The following is a 15,308-nucleotide window of genomic DNA, read 5'->3' as shown; positions in this document are numbered from 1 at the left end:
GCGCGCCGGCCCGACGGATTATCGCATCGGCGCACGGGTGGAGTGACGCGCTTGGGCGCTCCCGTGCAAGCGGTGCGGTTCGCGCCTTTCCCGCGGAAATCCCGGGTGGCGACATTCTGCGGCAACGACGTCGGCCATCCCGGCCGCGCGCGCGAATGCGCCGATTTCCCACCCGTTGCCGAGCAGCAGACGACGCGTATGCAGCGCGCCGTGCACGTCGTCGGCAACGGCTTCGCCGAGATAGCGCAGCGCGCGGCCTTCGATGTCGACGAAGCCGTGTCGATAGTCATGGGCCAGCGCGGTCCACAGCTGCGCCGCGCCGATCGACTGACGTGCACCGCTGATCAGGCACAGGCCGGCGTCGAGTCCCCAGCGATACAGCGTCGTCGCGAGGCCCTTGCGTTGCGCGGATCCGCGCAGCCGCGTGTGCGGCGCGCGCAGGTAGCGGTCGGCGCGACGCGGGATTTCGGGCAGGCGGTTGAACACCGTATAGCCGGCGAGCTGGCGCGCGGCCGGATCCTCGACGTACAGGAAGTATTCGCCGTCGGCCTCGCGGTGGCGGACGATCAGGCCGGAGCGGCCGAGCGCGACGGCCGGCAGGCCGTGCAGGCGATGGCCCGGCTGGTGCAGGCGTGCGTAGAGCGAGTCGAGTTCATCGTCGATGTCGTGCTGGGAATGCTGTACGTCGATGCGCATGGCAAAAGGCGCCCGTCCCGGGCGGTCCGAGAAAGTGGTTCATCGCAAGAGGGGAGAGGAATGGGTGCGGCCCCCGGGCTCGGCGAAGCGAGCCGGGGCCGCGAATCAGCTGGGGATGTGCTGGAAACCGGCGGCGATCGCGGCGAGGCCCGCGATGCAGAGTGCGAACAGGATCAGGACTTTGTGAATCACGTCTCTCTCCTCATGAATGCGCGGCGCCGAAGGGCGGTGCCGCGGAGACGGTGACGGCGGGCACGGCCCGCGCGGCCGTCGTGCGCGACGACGGTCGGGTGTCCGGGCGACCGATCGGGCGCGGACGGCCAGCACCATACGCGAGGCGCCGGGAGCGGGCAATCGTATCGGTGGAGAAAAGCGACGAAACGCGGAGAATCGCATCGTTTCGCGACAATTGGCCGCATGGGCGCGTGTCGTGGCTTGAGTGGCGGGCGGGCCGGACAGTCGCTGCCGTGCACCGCGCGCCCGGCTGGTGCCGGCCTGGCGAACCGACTACACTGCACGGTCAACGCAAAACGCACCACGCAAGGATTCCTCCATGGGAGCTGGCCCGTCCACGGATCGCTGAGCCGCAACGACCTTCGTTAACCGGTCGTTGCGGCGATCTCCCGTTGTCCATCGCTGACCAGGCAGATCGCCGCCAGATTTCCCTTTCTGAGCGGATGCCTTGTCATGCCTGAACAATCCACGCCCGTGTGGGCCCATTCGTTGCCGTCGGCGCTCCTGCTGATGGCCCCTTTCGATCTCCTCGCTTCGCTGGCGATGGACGTGTACCTGCCGGTGATCCCGGACATGCCGTCCGCGCTCGGCACGTCGCCGGCCGTCGTCCAGTTGACGCTGAGCGTCTACATGGTCGTCCTCGGCCTGGGCCAGATGATCTTCGGCCCGTTGTCGGATCGCATCGGCAGACGGCCGGTGATGCTGGGCGGCGCGCTGTGTTTTGCGGTAGCTTCCCTGGCGCTTGCGGTCACCACCGGCGGCGTCCCGTTCGTCGTGTTGCGCGTGCTGCAGGCGTTGGGCGCGTCGGCGGCGCTCGTCGCCACGTTCGCGACCGTTCGCGATGTCTATGCCGACCGCCCCGAAGGCCGCATCATCTACAGCCAGTTCGGCGCGATGCTCGCGTTCGTGCCGGCGTTGGGCCCGCTGCTGGGCGCGGCCATCGCGACGGCCTGCGGATGGCGCGCGATCTTCGCGATGCTCGGCCTGCTGGGGCTGCTGGCATGCGGGCGCGCGTGGCCGCGCTGGCACGAAACGCGTCCGCGGGCGGCAAACCGGCAGGGGCCGTCCGTCGCATCGATTCTCGGCAGCCGGCCGTTCCGGGTTCACACGCTCGCGTTTGCGGCCTCGATGGGCGCGTTCTTCGTGTTCTTCTCGACCGCGCCGCGCGTGCTGGTCGGTGTGGCCGGTTACTCGCGCGTGTCGTTCAGCGTGGCCTTTGCGACTGTCGCGATCGTCATGGTCGTCGTCTCGCGCTTCGCCGGGAGATTCGTGTCGAAGTGGGGCGAGGCGGGCTGCGTGGCGCGAGGCGCGGTCGCGATGATGGCGGGCGCGATCGTGCTGGCGCTCGGCACGATCCTGACGAAGCCGTCGTTTGCGACGTTCGTGATGCCGATGTGGCTGGTTGCGGTCGGCATCGTGCTGATGTCGGCGGTGACGGCAAACGGTGCGCTGCGCGATTTCGGCGATGTCGCCGGCAAGGCAGTGGCGCTTTATTACGCGGTGCAGAGCGTGATCGTCACCGGCGTGGGCACGCTTGCGACGTTGGTGTTCGACGGGGCTACCGCGTGGCCGCTGGCGGCTTGCTGCTTCGGCATGGGCTTCGCGAGCTTCGTCTCGATCAGGAGGCTGACGCGTGCGACCGGCCATCTGCATGACGGGCGCGCTCGTGGCGTCGGTTTCGACTGAGCGCGCGCGGCGAAGCACGGCGATTTCCGGCGGCGCGGCGCTCCGGCGGAGTCGCGGGCGCGCGGCCGGTGCCGTCAACCGTGGGCGGGCCAGCAGGCCCCGCCTTGTGCCGCCGTGTCAGGCCGGCGCGCGCTGCCCGAACGCCTGCCTCATCCGCGCGAACAACCCGTGCTGCGCGATCCATTCGGCATACGCGCGATAGTCGGGGTCGCGCATCAGGTGCCGTTCCTCGGTCTTCGCCCGCGTGTAGTAGATCAGGTTGACCGCGACGAGCCCCGCGCAGTGCATGAGCCCGACCTGCCAGCCGAGCGGCTCGACGAACGGCACCGACACCATCCAGTACGACAGGTTCTTCGTGATGTACGCCGGATGCTTCGTGAAGCGGTACGGGCCCGACGTGATGATCCCGCGGTTGGTGAGGTTCGAGAAACGCAACCCGAACGAGATCGTGCACAGCGCGTAGGTCAGCAGCAGCAGGATGATCACCGTGCCCCAGATCACGCGCAGCGTCGGGGCCGACAGCAGCCAGTTGTCCCAGAACAACGTGCCTTCGTAGCGGATGTAGTTGTTCGAGAACAGCGACCAGAACGGCTGGTAGCACATCAGCGCGGCTACCCAGCCGAGCGTCGTCGGCTCGACGGTGCGCACGTGGCTGTCGAGAATGCGGAACGTGCACAGGTAGCCGACGGTGCCGAACATCAGGTCCATCGTGAACGACAGGTCGTACATGAACATGAAGGTCGCGATCGTCGCCGGCGCGTGCATCGCGTTCGCGAGCGACGCGGTCAGGTGATCGGCGTCCTTCGACAGGTAGACGGTCATCAGCGGCAGGAAGAACGCCTTCACGCCCCAGCCGGCCAGCATTTCGCGCACCGGCTTCCAGCTCGCGGGCTGCTCGCGGCGGAACAGGAAGCGGCCCCACAGCAGGTACGCGTCGTCGGTCTCGCGCTGGTGGCGATCCATCCACGCGAAGTAGAACGGCGCGGCGACGATCACGTACGGCGCGAGCGAGCGCAGCAGCGACCAGAACGGCCGGTAGAACGCGCCGTGGTATTCGGGCAGCAGCCAGTAGATCGCGCCGATGCCCGCATAGATCGACGCCAGCGCGCCGAGCCGCGTCGCGACGCGCGCGATGCCGAGCGGGCGGACGGCCTGCCGCGACAGGCCCGCGCTCGGGCGCAGGTAGACGCGCGAGATGAAGATTTCGTGCAGCGCGATCGTGCCGATGATCGCGAGGCTGGCGATGACCGCGCGCGTGGCCGCATCGAAAGTCGGCTGGCCGCGCGTGATCCACAGCGCGAACAGTCCGGCGGCGATGCCGAGCAGGCCGGCGCGCAGGGGCGTGGCGGAACGGGGTGGGCGGTCCTGGACCGCGGCGATGCCGTCAAGCGTGGAGTTCATGATCGGATCCTCGTACGGGTGAAGGCCGGCGCCCCCGCTTGGCGGGTGACGCCGGCCATCGGCCGGGCTTTGTATGGATGCGCGCCCGGCCATTGGCCTGTGGTTCTGATAGGTAAAGCGTTACTTCTTGGTGCCGCCGCCCAGCAGACCGCCGAGGAGGTTCGTCACCGGTGACAGCAGGTTGCCGGCGCCGCCCGCGGCACCGCCGTTCGAGCTGCCGGTCAGGCCGGCCGCCACGGAGCCGCCGCCGGCAGGCGTCGTGGCCGTGCCGGCCGCGCCGCCCGGGCTCGCGGTGCCGATGGCGCCGGCGGCGCCTGCCGGCGTCGTCAGCGCACCTGTCACCGTGCCGACCGGGCCGCTCGACAGCAGGCCGCCGAGCGTGCCCGTCACGTTGCCGCCCGGCGTCGTGACCGTGCCCGTAAGGCTGGCGCCGAGCGGCGTCAGCGAATTGACGAGGTTGGTGACCGGCGCCAGCAGGCCGCCGACACCCGCGCCACCGGTGCCGCTGGTGCCACTCGTTCCGCCGGTGCCGCTCGTGCCGCTCGAACCGAGGCCGCCGAGCGCACCCGTCAGCGAGCCGAGCAGGCCCGTGACCGGTCCGAGCGGGCCGCCGCTGCTCGTGCCGCTCGTGCCGCCCGAACCGCTCGAGCTGCCGCCGCCCAGGCCGCCTGTCAGCGTGCCGAGCAGGCCCGTGATCGGGGCGAGCGGGTTGCTGCCGCCCGTGCCGCTGCTGGAGCTGCCCGCGTTGTTGTCGTGGACGAGGCCGCCGGTGGACGTCACCGTGTTGCCGAGCTGTGCCACGACGCCGCCGAGGCCGGTGCCGACCGGGTTGCCGGTTGCGCCGCCGACCTTCGTGCCGGCGAGGGCGAGGCCGTTGCCGAGCGCGCTCAGCAGGCCGTTGAGCGGCGTGCCGAGCAGCGTGACGCCGCCGAGCGTCTGCGTGGCGCCCGGCGTCGTGACACCGCCGGTCAGCGTGTTCGTGATCGGGTTGATCACCTTGCCGACCTGCGTCTCGAGCTGCTGGACCGGCGAGCTGTTCAGCGCCGTGTTGAGGCCCGACGCGGTCGAGTTGACGGCGCCGCCCACGGTGTTGACGAGATCGCCGACGAGCGTCGTGACCGGCGACAGCGGCGACAGCGGGCCGGAGCCGAGGCTCTTCACCGCGTTGCCGAGGTTGTTGACCGCGCCGCCGGCGCCGGTCAGCAGGCCGGTGGTCGACGTCAGCGTCGGTCCGAGCGGGTTCGCCGACACGCCGATCGAGCCGAGGCCGGCCGCGACGCCGTTGCCGAGCGCCTGCACGCCGTTGCCGAGGCTCGTGACCGCGTTGCCGACGCTGTTGGCCGTCGTCGGGTTCGTGCCGGGGATCTGCACGCCGCCGATCACGCCGCCGCCGTTCGCGACCGTCGTACCGACTGCCGTCACGAGGTTGCCGGATTTCTGGAGGACATTGCCGAGCGGGGTGACGCCGGTGCCGGAAGTGCCCGAGGTGCCCGACGTACCGGAAGTACCCGAAGTGCCCGACGTACCGGAGGTGCCCGACGTGCCGGAAGTACCCGACGTACCGGAAGTGCCCGACGTGCCGGAAGTGCCCGACGTGCCGGAAGTGCCCGACGTGCCGGAAGTACCCGAGGTGCCGGAAGTACCCGACGTGCCGGAGGTACCCGACGTGCCGGAGGTACCCGAGGTGCCGGAAGTGCCCGACGTACCCGAGGTACCCGAAGTGCCGGAAGTACCCGAGGTACCGGAAGTACCCGAGGTACCGGAAGTACCCGAGGTACCGGAAGTACCCGAGGTACCGGAAGTACCCGAGGTACCGGAAGTGCCCGACGTACCGGAAGTACCCGACGTACCGGAAGTGCCCGACGTACCGGAAGTGCCCGAGGTGCCGGAAGTACCCGACGTGCCGGAGGTACCCGAGGTGCCGGAAGTGCCCGACGTACCGGAGGTGCCCGAGGTGCCGGAAGTACCCGACGTACCGGAAGTGCCCGACGTACCGGAAGTGCCCGACGTGCCGGAGGTGCCCGAGGTGCCGGAAGTGCCCGACGTACCGGAAGTGCCCGAGGTGCCGGAAGTACCCGACGTACCGGAAGTCCCCGAACTACCCGAAGTCCCGCCACCCGAAGTCCCCGACGTCCCACCGCCCGACGTACCCGAAGTCCCCGAGCTGCCGCCCGTCCCTGACGTGCTCGGCTTGATCGTCGGCGGGGTCGTCGGTCCATCGACCGAGCCGCAACCATATAGTGCGAGCAGCGACGAGACGGCCATCGTTACCGTCGTCTTCTTGAAGAGTGTGTGCATGTTGGCCTCGACATTGGAAGTGTGTCCAAGCCTCCTCTGCAAATTCCGCGCCACGACAGCATTCGCGAAACGGTGTCGCGCTTTATTGCAGGAATCGGGAAGATCGGCGCGATTTAAACGGAGTAACGGCGCTTTCGCGCGACGGGCATGCTCGGTGCGCGGGCGCGGCGGTTGCGATGTTCCCGTAAGCCGCCGTAACGCGCGGCGCGATGTTACGTAGCGTTCGATATCGCGTTGCGCGGATGGCCTCGAACCGAGGGCCGCGTCTTTGACGAAACGCGCCGGCCCGATGAACATGGCGCGAAATCCCCGGCTGCCGACGATGCCGAAGCGGCCACGACTCCATACAGGAACCGGACATGAGCGAACAGGACAGGGAAAACGGCAAGGCGCGACGAATCGACGTGATGGGCGAGGCGTTCGTCGAGCGCGCGATGCGCGACCTCGACGGTTTTTCGCGCCCGCTGCAGAACTGGCTGAACGAGCACGCGTGGGGCAGCACGTGGCAGCGCGACGGGATCGACCTGAAGACGCGCAGCCTGTGCACGTGCGCGATGCTGGCGGCGCTCGGCCGCGGCACGGAACTGAAGGGGCACATTCGCGGCGCGCTCAACAACGGCGCGAGCCTCGTCGAGATCCGCGAGGTGTTGCTGCACAGCGCGCTGTACGCGGGCGCGCCGGCCGCGGTCGAGGCATTCCGCAGCGCGCGGGAGGTGATCTCGGATCTCGGGCTGTCGGTGCCCGACGACGAAGCCTGATTCCGCGCCCGCCGCTTCGGCTGCACGGCGGGCGCGGAATCCGGCGCGGTTTCGCTGGTTTCGCCGGTTCCAGGCTCAGTGCGCGACGCGCGCTGCCTGCGGTGCCGCCTCGGCCGGGGCGGCGGCGACTTCGAGCAGCCAGTCGGCGGTGGCTTCCGGAATCGTGACCGGCAGCATGTGCCCGCCCTCGACGACCTTCAGCCGCACGCGCGCCGATTTCTTCGCGAGCGCGTCGCCGTGCTCGCGCCAGTTCAGGATCGGATCGGCGCGGCCGTACAGCACGTCGACCGGCAGCGCGAGGTCCGCGTAGCGGCGTTCCATCGCGGGCAGGTCGACGGGTGCCGACAGCAGGTCGGTCGCCGTCGCGTAGAACACGTGCGGGCGCATCCCGAGCAGGCCGCCGCCCTTGACCGGGAAGTCGCGCGGCACGTCTTCCGGCGCGAACACCTGGCGCACGGCCTTGCGGCCGGTCAGGATCGTCAGCGGGATCGCGAAGGTCCACGACACGAAGCGGCGCACGAGCGGCGAGGGCAGCATCAGCGGCTTGAACGGCGCCGGCGGCTCGGTCTGCTGGTGCGACAGCGGCGCGATCAGCGCGAGCCGGCTCACGCGGTCCGCATGGTTGAGGCCGACGGCAAGCGCGATCGCGCCGCCGAGCGAGTGGCCGACCAGCACGGGCTTGTCGAGCCGCAGCGCGTCGATGAACGCGGCGACCGTGCGGGCCTGGGCGAACACGTTCGCCTGCGAAGCCGCGCCGCGCAACGAGCGGCCGGCGCCCGGGCGGTCGATGAGGATCACGCGATGCCGCTGCGCGAGCCGCGCGAGCGGCAGGTACGCAAAATTGCGCAGTTGCCCGGCGAGCCCGTGGACGAACACGATCGGCGGGCCGTTACCGTATTCGACGTAGTGGATGCGGTCGCCGCCGACGTCGACGAAGCGGCCTTCGGGCGGAAACGCACGCGTCACGCGACGGGCCACGTAGCCGGTAAACAGCGCGAGCGCGGTGAGCGCCGCGACGACGCCGAGCAGGACGTTCTGGATCAGATGGAGCGTAGGGGTCATGTCGGCCTCAACGGGGTTCGAGTGCGGGTTCGGCAACCGGCGCCGCGGCGGCCGCGCCGGCTTTCGCGCGGCGTTCGAAATGCATCGCCGAATCGGCGAGCGCGCTGAACTTCAGCGACGCGAGATCGCGCACGTAGTTCTGGTGGAATTTCCACGGCTTGCGATGGCCCTGCTTCGGCAGGATGCCGGCCGCGCGCTGGATGTAGCCCGAGCTCAGGTTGACGGCCGGCACGTCGCCGAGCTCGCCGGCGCCGAGCCGCGGCACGCACGTGTCGAAGTCGTTCGCGCGCATGTGGTTGAGCAGCCGGCATACGTAGCGCGCGATCAGCTCGGCCTTCAGCGTCCACGACGCGTTCGTGTAGCCGAACGACGACGCGAGGTTCGGCACGTCGCTGTACATCATTCCCTTGTACGACACGGTTTCCGGCAGGTCGACCGCGCGGCCGTCGACCGTGACGCGCGCGCCGCCGAGCATCTTCACCTTCAGCCCGGTCGCGGTGACGATCACGTCCGCGTCGAGCTGCTGGCCGCTCTTCAGCTTGAGGCCGGTCGGCGTGAAGCGCTCGATCTCGTCGGTGACGATCGACGCGCGGCCCGCGCGGATCGACTTGAACAGGTCGCCGTTCGGCACGAGGCACACGCGCTGGTCCCACGGCATGTAGCGCGGCGTCAGGTGCTTCGCGACGTCGAAGTCGGGGCCGAGCTGCTTGCTGGCCGCGCGGATGATGAACTTCTTCGTCTGGTCGGGCTTGCGGCGCGACACGTTGTACAGGTAAATCGTCAGCAGCACGTTCTTCACGCGCACGAGCCGGTGCGCGAGCCGGGACGGCAGCACGCGGCGCAACGCATTCGCGATCTTGTCGCGCGCGGGCAGCGACACGATGTAGGTTGGCGAGCGTTGCAGCATCGTCACGTGCTGCGCGTCGGCCGCCATCGACGGCACGAGCGTGACGGCCGTCGCGCCGCTGCCGATCACGACGACGCGCCGGTTCGCGTACGACAGGTCCTTCGGCCAGTGCTGCGGATGCACGAGCTTGCCTTCGAACGTGTCCATCCCGGACCAGTCGGGCAGGTAGCCGGCGTCGTAGTCGTAGTAGCCGCTGCACATGAACAGGAAGCGGCAGGTGTAGACGAGCGTGTCGGTCGTGCCGCCCAGCGTGCGCTCGATGCGTACCGTCCAGCGCGCGCGGTTCGAATCCCAGTCGGCCGCGACGACTTTCTGGCCGTAACGGATCGTCTTGTCGATGCCGTAGGTGCGCGCGGTGTCGCGGATGTAGTCGAGGATCGTCTGGCCGTCCGAGATCGCCTTGTCGCTGTGCCACGGGCGGAAGCTGTAGCCGAGCGTGAACATGTCGGAATCCGAACGGACGCCCGGATAGCGGAACAGGTCCCAGGTGCCGCCGATCGCGTCGCGCGCCTCGACGATGGCCACGCTTGCGTACGGGCAGCGCTGCTTCAGGTGATACGCCGCGCCGATGCCGGACAGCCCGGCACCGACGATCAGCACGTCGAGGTCGCGGCTGTCGCCGGGGGCGGGCGGCGCGTCGCGCCGGTCGGTTGTCGTCGAGGTCATGCCGGGTCCTTGGTGGGCGTGGTCGGGAGCGCGGCCGGGGCTTCCTTCGGGCGGAGGTTGCGGGCCCGGGCGCGGCGCACGTGGCGCAGCATCAGCCACTGGTAACCGGCGCCGAGCAGGCGCGCGATCCTGTCGAGCCGGCGTGCGTCGGCGCCGACGAGCACGCGGCGCGCATTGCGCTCGACACCCGCGAGGATCTGCCGCGCGGCCTCGTCGGCCGTCGTCGCGTTGATCAGCCGGTTCGCCTGGCGGCGATGGGTCGCTTCGTCCTGGCCCGTGAGTGCGTGGATGCTGGTATCGACGCGGCCCGCGTCGACGATGTTCGTCGCGACGCCGCCCGGATGCACGCAGGTCGCGCTCACCGGCGCGCCGTCGAGTTCGAGCTCCATCCGCAGTGCCTCGGTAAAGCCGCGCACCGCGAACTTGGTCGCGTTGTAAGCGCTTTGCGTCGGCATCGCGACGAGCCCGAACAGGCTCGACGTATTGACGACGTGTCCGTCGCCCGACGCGCGCAGGTGCGGCAGGAATGCCTGCGTGCCGTGCACGACGCCCCAGAAGTTGATGCCGACGATCCATTCGAGATCGGCGATGTCCGCGGTCTCGGCGCTGGCGGCCAGCGACACGCCCGCGTTGTTGAAGATCAGGTTGACCTTGCCATGCCCGGCGCGCACGAAATCGGCCCACGCGAACACCGCATCGCGGTCGGCGACGTCGAGCCGCCGCGTGCTCACGCGCACGCCATGCTGAGCGCAGGCGGCCGCCGTGCCGGCGAGCCCGGTTTCGTTGACGTCGGCGAGCGCGACCTCGCAGCCACGCCGCGCAAGCTCGACCGCGAGGCTGCGGCCCATGCCCGAACCGGCGCCCGTGATCGCGGCGACCTTGCCGGAAAACCCGTTCATCCGTTGCTCCTCCCGTTCCGCTTGCCCCGTGCCGGCGGCGCGTCTAATGTGGTGTTAGTCGTCACCACTTTAGTTTTCGGGTGTCCTGATGTCAAATAGCGGAATGGAGAAAGCACTCGAAACGGAAAAACGGGGCCGCTCGTATGGCGGCGTGGCGCCCGAGGTGCGGGCCGCCGAGCGGCGCGACGCGCTGATTCGCGCGGCGACGCGTGTGTTCGGCACGGTCGGGTTCCGCAAGGCGACGGTACGGTCGATCTGCCAGGAAGCGAAGCTGAACGATCGCTATTTTTATGCGGCGTTCGACAGCACCGAGGATTTGCTGCGCTGCACCTACCTGCATCACGCGCAGCAGTTGCACGAGGCAGTCGAGCGGGCAGTGGCCGAGCGCGGAGGCGATCTGCGCGAGAGCATCGATGCCGGGCTCGCCGCGTTCTTCGCGTTCCTGCGCGACCCGTGCGCGGCGCGCGTGCTGCTGCTCGAGGTGATGGGCGTGAGCGCGGACACCGACATGACCTACCAGCGCATGCTGATCGACTTCGGCAAGCTGATCATGGCGATCGGCGCGCCGAGCGAAGCGGCGACGCCCGCGGAGCGCACCGAGCAGCGGCTGATCGGGCTCGCGCTCGTCGGCGCGATGACGAACGTCGGCGCGGCGTGGCTGCTCACGGAATATCGCGATCCGGAAGCGCAGATGGTCGCGAGTTGCAGGAAGGTGCTGTTGGGGACGTTGCGGGAGATAAGCTGACCGGATGGTGTCGCGTTGTTCCCGGCATGTCCGCCGGCAAATTGCAGGTTCAAAGTCAAAATAAAGAAGCTGCTACACGGCGCACGGCACGTTGGATTGTCTCTTTTTTGATTTGATTCGGTTTGCGTGTGACGATGAGCGGGTTAAAACAATCCGGATCAAATTAAAAAGGCGGCGCAATGCAAAAAGGCAGTTCGCATTGCGCCGTTCATGGCGCGAAACCCTCAGCGCCCAGGCACTTCGATCAGGAACCCGTGTATCCGCCCCGGTTCGGCCTTCACCGTCCCGGCGATACTCGGTCGTCGTGCCGCCGCTGGTCTGGCCGGCGCTGCCGACCCGCCGGCACGTCGCCGGCACGTTGTCGCCTGCCTGGCTGAACGCGCCCGTGTGCCGGCCCTGGCCGTAGCAGCAGTGCTCGGTGATCCGGTTGCCGTTGGCCGCGTCGACACGAATCGACGGTGTGGTTCCCGATGAAATTGCGGCAGCTTACATTTCAAACTCCTTGATTGATTTAATGAGTCGGAGAATTGAAGTGCTTCGTCAAACGCAGGTCAGCGAATTGCCATGAAAAAGTTTAGTGGATAAGCCGAAAATAAAATATCGAATTTTTTGGATTCAATAATCTCGTTTATTCACGGTTGCGGAGCGGATCGAAAGCGAACTGGAAGCGAGGGGAAATCGCCGCCTGCCGGCATTGCGCGGGCCGGATCCGGTCGGGCGCGCCGGGCGGCGGTATGCGGCACGCAAGCGCTTGCGTGCCGTGCCGATGAGCCGGCTCACGCGCGCCGATTGAAAACGGAGGTCTGGCGCTCGCGTTCGCCCGTGATCCAGTCGCCGAACAGCTGGATCTTCTGCTGCTGCTCGGCGCCGCCCGGATACACGAAGTAATAGCCCATCCCGGTCGGCATCGACACGTCGAACGGCGTCACGAGCCGGTGCGCCGCCACGCTTTCGTCGACGAGCGTCCGGTCGCCGATCGCGATGCCGTAGCCGTCGATCGCCGCGTGGGTGGCGAGGTCGAGCGTCTCGAAGCTCAATCCGCGCGTCGAGTCGACGTGCGGTGCGCCCGCATGGTCGAGCCACCGTTTCCAGTCGCGGTGATCGCGGGTCGGATGCAGCAGCGTATGGTCGGCCAGATCGTCGACGCTTGAGAGCGGATGCCGGTTCAGCAGGTCCGGCGAGCATACCGGCGTGAGCCGCTCTTCGAACAGCGGGATCGCATGCATGTCGGGGCCGGCGCCGGGGGCGTAGATCACCGCGGCGTCGAACGGCTCCATGCGGAAATCGACGTGATGGCCCCAGGTCGTCGTGATCTGCACCTGGAGTTCCGGGTGCTCGGACTGAAACCGCATGATCCGCGGCAACATCCACTGCATTATGCAGGTCGGCACCTTCAGCGCGAGCTCGGTGCGCCGGCGCGACAGGCGCATCGATACCTCTTCGATGCGCGCAAAGCTCTCGCGCACCGTCGGTAACAGCAGCTCGCCTTCCGCCGTCAGCGTCAGTCCCTTTGGCGTGCGCTTGAATAGCGGGAACTGGTAGAACGCCTCCAGCGCGAGGACCTGCCGGCTCACCGCACCCTGCGTCAGGCACAGCTGCTCGGCGGCGCGCGTGAAGCTGCCGTGGCGGGCGACGATGTCGAAGATCTGCAGCGCGTTGAGGGAAGGCAGTCGTTTCATCGGAAAGGCCGGCATGGAACGGACGATCGGAAGGGGCGGGTGCGGCGCGTCGCGGCAGCGTTCAGTGCAGAATCTTCGCGAGGAAGTCCTTCGCGCGTTCCGATTTCGGATTCGAGAAGAAATCGTCCTTGCGGTCGTCCTCGACGATCGCGCCCTTGTCCATGAAGATCACGCGATGCGCGACCTTCTTCGCGAAGCCCATCTCGTGCGTGACGACCATCATCGTCATCCCTTCCTGCGCGAGTTCGACCATCACGTCGAGCACTTCGTTGATCATCTCGGGGTCGAGCGCGGACGTCGGTTCGTCGAACAGCATCGCGATCGGATCCATCGACAGCGCGCGCGCGATCGCGACACGCTGCTGCTGGCCGCCCGACAACTGGCCCGGGAACTTGTGCGCGTGCGCCTTCAGGCCGACGCGGTCGAGCAGCTTCAGGCCCTTCTCGTTCGCCTCGTCCTTGCCGCGGCCGAGCACCTTGATCTGCGCGAGCGTCAGGTTCTCGGTGATCGACAGGTGCGGGAACAGCTCGAAATGCTGGAACACCATCCCGACCTTCGAGCGCAGCTTCGACAGGTTCGTCTTCTTGTCGCCGACCGACTGGCCGTTCACGAGGATCTCGCCCTGCTGGAACGGCTCGAGGCCGTTGACGGTCTTGATCAGCGTCGACTTGCCCGAGCCCGACGGGCCGCACACGACGACCACTTCGCCTTTCCTGACCTCGGTCGTGCAGTCGTTGAGGACCTGAAACGGGCCGTACCACTTCGAAACGTTGCTGATGGAAATCATGGGGGATACCTGCATCGTAATGAGGCGCGCGCGGCGCCGGTTCAGCGTGCCTTCGCGACGCGGTAGCGGCGTTCGAGCACGCGGGCGTACCACGTCAACGGGAAGCACATTGCGAAGTAGAGCAGCGCGACCATCGCGTAGATCGGAAACGGCTTGAACACCGCATTGGTAATGATGTTGCCGGTCTTCGTGAGTTCGGTCAGCCCGATGATCGACGTCAGCGCCGTGCTCTTCACCGCCTGCACGAGAAAGCCGACGGTCGGCGGCAGCGCGATTTTCCATGCCTGCGGCCACACCGCGTAACGGAGTTGTTGCGTCCACGTCATGCCGAGGCTGGCCGCCTCACTCCACTGGCCGCGCGGCACGGCGTCGACGCAGCCGCGCCAGATGTCGGCCAGGTACGCGCTCGCGTTCAACGTCAATACGACCGATGCGGCGGTCCACGGCGTCACGTCGATGCCGATCAGCGGCAGCCCGAAGAAACCGAGGAACAGCTGCATCAGCAACGGCGTGCCCTGAAACAGCTCGACGTACAGGCTCACGAAGCGGCGCAGCGCCGGCATCGGCGAGATGCGCATCGCGAGCAGCGCAAACCCGGCGACGCTGCCGCCGACGAACGTGATCAGCGACAGCAGCATGGTCCAGCGCGCGGCCAGTAGCAGGTTCCACGCAATATCCTGGAAGGTGAATTCGATCATCGGGCACGCTCCGTCGGGAGGCCGGTTTCAGGGGAGCGCGCGCGCCATGTAAAGCGGGCAACGCACGAGCGGCGCGGTGCGGCGGCCGCACCGTGCGGCGCGCGGCCCGCGAACAGACGGCGGCCGACGCGATTGAGCAGCATGCGCAGCGCGATCGACAGCAGTAGGTAGATCGCAGTCACGACGATGTAGATCTCGAACGCACGGAAATTGCGCGACTGGATGAAGTTCGCCGCATAGGTCAGGTCGGGCACCGAGATCTGCGACACGACGGCCGAACCGAGCATCACGATCAGCACCTGCCCGAGCAGCGCGGGGTACACGTTCGCGAGCGCCTGCGGCAGCACGACCTGACCGAACAGCTGCCGGCCGTGCAGCCCGAGCGCACGTGCGGCCTGCGTTTGCCCGTGCGGAACCGATTCGATGCCGGCCCGCAGGATCTCGACCGCATACGCGCCCAGGTTGACCGTCATCGCCAGCACGGCCGCCTGCGCTTCGTCGATGTGCACGCCGATCCCGGGCAGCCCGAAGAAGATGAAGAACAGCTGGACCAGGAACGGCGTATTGCGGATCAGCTCGACGTAGGCCGCGACCAGCGTGCGTGCCCAGCGCGGGCCGGCGAGCGCGGCCCACGCGCCGGCGGTGCCGATCAGGCCGCCGAGCGCGGTGGAGGCCGCGGTGAGGCCGAGCGTCACGCCGATCCCGCGCGCGAGCATGCCGGCGTAGAGGCCGAAATCGCTGAAGTCGAACACGTAGGTCATAACGATACCTTCCGTCGTGAATGCGGGGCGG

General features: G+C 68.2%; 13 protein-coding genes. 3 read left to right on the top strand and 10 right to left on the bottom strand.

What is annotated here, in order from left to right; genetic code table 11:
* Nucleotides 1–18: 18 nt before the first annotated feature.
* Nucleotides 19–696, bottom strand: a complete 678-nt coding sequence (locus APZ15_RS21000; protein WP_027790877.1) for a hypothetical protein — start codon at nt 694–696, stop codon at nt 19–21.
* 687 nt (nt 697–1,383) lie between these two features.
* On the opposite strand from APZ15_RS21000, the gene cml reads away from it, so the two are divergent.
* Complete coding sequence (gene cml, locus APZ15_RS20995) at nt 1,384–2,616, top strand: CmlA/FloR family chloramphenicol efflux MFS transporter (RefSeq protein WP_027790878.1); 1,233 nt, start codon at nt 1,384–1,386, stop codon at nt 2,614–2,616.
* A 117-nt stretch (nt 2,617–2,733) separates the two neighbouring features.
* Here the strand turns inward: cml and APZ15_RS20990 are convergent, their stop codons facing one another.
* Together APZ15_RS20990 and APZ15_RS39610 are read right to left on the bottom strand one after the other, a co-directional pair.
* Complete coding sequence (locus APZ15_RS20990) at nt 2,734–4,017, bottom strand: isoprenylcysteine carboxylmethyltransferase family protein (protein WP_027790879.1); 1,284 nt, start codon at nt 4,015–4,017, stop codon at nt 2,734–2,736.
* Nucleotides 4,018–4,137: 120 nt separating this feature from the next.
* Nucleotides 4,138–6,315, bottom strand: a complete 2,178-nt coding sequence (locus APZ15_RS39610; protein WP_081040825.1) for a collagen-like triple helix repeat-containing protein — start codon at nt 6,313–6,315, stop codon at nt 4,138–4,140.
* Nucleotides 6,316–6,674: 359 nt separating this feature from the next.
* On the opposite strand from APZ15_RS39610, the gene APZ15_RS20980 reads away from it, so the two are divergent.
* The gene (locus APZ15_RS20980) at nt 6,675–7,073 is read left to right on the top strand and encodes a carboxymuconolactone decarboxylase family protein (protein WP_027790880.1); all 399 of its coding nucleotides are present in this window, start codon (nt 6,675–6,677) and stop codon (nt 7,071–7,073) included.
* A 75-nt stretch (nt 7,074–7,148) separates the two neighbouring features.
* On the opposite strand, the gene APZ15_RS20975 is transcribed toward APZ15_RS20980, so the two are convergent.
* Genes APZ15_RS20975 through APZ15_RS20965 form a run of 3 tightly spaced genes read right to left on the bottom strand, consistent with a single transcriptional unit; the run spans nt 7,149 to nt 10,607 of the window.
* Nucleotides 7,149–8,135, bottom strand: a complete 987-nt coding sequence (locus APZ15_RS20975) for an alpha/beta fold hydrolase (protein WP_027790881.1) — start codon at nt 8,133–8,135, stop codon at nt 7,149–7,151.
* Nucleotides 8,136–8,142: 7 nt separating this feature from the next.
* On the bottom strand, nt 8,143–9,708 hold the full coding sequence (locus tag APZ15_RS20970) for a flavin-containing monooxygenase (RefSeq protein ID WP_027790882.1): 1,566 nt from the start codon (nt 9,706–9,708) through the stop codon (nt 8,143–8,145).
* Nucleotides 9,705–10,607 (bottom strand): SDR family NAD(P)-dependent oxidoreductase, encoded by a 903-nt coding sequence (locus APZ15_RS20965; RefSeq protein WP_027790883.1) that lies wholly within the window; start codon nt 10,605–10,607, stop codon nt 9,705–9,707. Before APZ15_RS20965 ends, APZ15_RS20970 begins: the two co-directional genes overlap by 4 nt.
* A gap of 103 nt (nt 10,608–10,710) precedes the next feature.
* Between APZ15_RS20965 and APZ15_RS20960 the strand changes: the two genes are divergently transcribed.
* A complete protein-coding gene (locus tag APZ15_RS20960; protein WP_226112614.1) occupies nt 10,711–11,352 on the top strand; it encodes a TetR/AcrR family transcriptional regulator in 642 nt (213 codons plus the stop codon).
* Between the two features lie 776 nt (nt 11,353–12,128).
* Here the strand turns inward: APZ15_RS20960 and APZ15_RS20955 are convergent.
* From APZ15_RS20955 to APZ15_RS20940, 4 genes are all read right to left on the bottom strand, one after another.
* Nucleotides 12,129–13,031: a LysR substrate-binding domain-containing protein gene (locus APZ15_RS20955; protein WP_027790885.1), complete on the bottom strand. Its 903-nt coding sequence runs from the start codon at nt 13,029–13,031 to the stop codon at nt 12,129–12,131.
* Nucleotides 13,032–13,092: 61 nt separating this feature from the next.
* A complete protein-coding gene (locus tag APZ15_RS20950; protein WP_027790886.1) occupies nt 13,093–13,818 on the bottom strand; it encodes an amino acid ABC transporter ATP-binding protein in 726 nt (241 codons plus the stop codon).
* A gap of 41 nt (nt 13,819–13,859) precedes the next feature.
* Entirely contained in the window at nt 13,860–14,516 is a 657-nt protein-coding gene (locus tag APZ15_RS20945) for an amino acid ABC transporter permease (protein WP_027790887.1), read from the bottom strand.
* A complete protein-coding gene (locus APZ15_RS20940) occupies nt 14,513–15,277 on the bottom strand; it encodes an amino acid ABC transporter permease (RefSeq protein WP_027790888.1) in 765 nt (254 codons plus the stop codon). Before APZ15_RS20940 ends, APZ15_RS20945 begins: the two co-directional genes overlap by 4 nt.
* Between the last annotated feature and the right edge of the window lie 31 nt (nt 15,278–15,308).

It is taken from the genome of Burkholderia cepacia ATCC 25416 (assembly GCF_001411495.1).
Lineage (GTDB): Bacteria > Pseudomonadota > Gammaproteobacteria > Burkholderiales > Burkholderiaceae > Burkholderia > Burkholderia cepacia.
The sequence above is the reverse complement of the archived record's forward strand: the minus strand, read 5'-3'. Positions and strand labels throughout refer to the sequence as shown.

Excerpts from the sequence above, each read along its gene's own strand:
- APZ15_RS21000 (WP_027790877.1), bottom strand. The coding sequence starts at position 696 with ATGCGCATCGACGTACAGCATTCCCAGCACGACATCGACGATGAACTC.
- cml (WP_027790878.1), top strand. The coding sequence starts at position 1,384 with ATGCCTGAACAATCCACGCCCGTGTGGGCCCATTCGTTGCCGTCGGCG.
- APZ15_RS20990 (WP_027790879.1), bottom strand. The coding sequence starts at position 4,017 with ATGAACTCCACGCTTGACGGCATCGCCGCGGTCCAGGACCGCCCACCC.
- APZ15_RS39610 (WP_081040825.1), bottom strand. The coding sequence starts at position 6,315 with ATGCACACACTCTTCAAGAAGACGACGGTAACGATGGCCGTCTCGTCG.
- APZ15_RS20980 (WP_027790880.1), top strand. The coding sequence starts at position 6,675 with ATGAGCGAACAGGACAGGGAAAACGGCAAGGCGCGACGAATCGACGTG.
- APZ15_RS20975 (WP_027790881.1), bottom strand. The coding sequence starts at position 8,135 with ATGACCCCTACGCTCCATCTGATCCAGAACGTCCTGCTCGGCGTCGTC.
- APZ15_RS20970 (WP_027790882.1), bottom strand. The coding sequence starts at position 9,708 with ATGACCTCGACGACAACCGACCGGCGCGACGCGCCGCCCGCCCCCGGC.
- APZ15_RS20965 (WP_027790883.1), bottom strand. The coding sequence starts at position 10,607 with ATGAACGGGTTTTCCGGCAAGGTCGCCGCGATCACGGGCGCCGGTTCG.
- APZ15_RS20960 (WP_226112614.1), top strand. The coding sequence starts at position 10,711 with ATGGAGAAAGCACTCGAAACGGAAAAACGGGGCCGCTCGTATGGCGGC.
- APZ15_RS20955 (WP_027790885.1), bottom strand. The coding sequence starts at position 13,031 with ATGAAACGACTGCCTTCCCTCAACGCGCTGCAGATCTTCGACATCGTC.
- APZ15_RS20950 (WP_027790886.1), bottom strand. The coding sequence starts at position 13,818 with ATGATTTCCATCAGCAACGTTTCGAAGTGGTACGGCCCGTTTCAGGTC.
- APZ15_RS20945 (WP_027790887.1), bottom strand. The coding sequence starts at position 14,516 with ATGATCGAATTCACCTTCCAGGATATTGCGTGGAACCTGCTACTGGCC.
- APZ15_RS20940 (WP_027790888.1), bottom strand. The coding sequence starts at position 15,277 with ATGACCTACGTGTTCGACTTCAGCGATTTCGGCCTCTACGCCGGCATG.